This window comes from Pseudomonas sp. HY13-MNA-CIBAN-0226 (assembly GCF_040310305.1).
GTDB lineage: Bacteria > Pseudomonadota > Gammaproteobacteria > Pseudomonadales > Pseudomonadaceae > Aquipseudomonas > Aquipseudomonas gregormendelii.
On the sequence record NZ_JBEOPS010000133.1, the window covers coordinates 1 to 305 of the forward strand.

The 305-nt window shown below is 49.8% G+C and carries 1 pseudogene; it reads left to right on the forward strand.

Features of this window, described 5'->3' with window-relative positions:
- A pseudogene (locus AAEZ05_RS28100) lies at nucleotides 1–305 on the forward strand (UvrD-helicase domain-containing protein); the annotation flags it as partial.

Below are 305 nucleotides of genomic sequence, written 5' to 3' on the forward strand. Positions count from 1 at the left end.
GATCGGGACCATTCACTCATTTTGCCTCGAGTGGATCATTAAGCCATATGGCATCTACCTTCCAGAACTTTCCCGCGGCTATCGAGTTTTAGACAAGCACGACCGCGAACTCATGCTTGATCGGCTATGCGCGCCCTACGCAAAGATCACCCACTGGGATTGCGATTACTACTTCAGCGAAACGGGCTATCACCTAGGCTGCAAAGATGTTTGGAAGCATGAGACACTCCATAAAATTCTTGGCGAGTATTTTCGCGAACTCACGGACGCGCGTCAGATCGATTTCGAGCTGATCCTTTGGTATG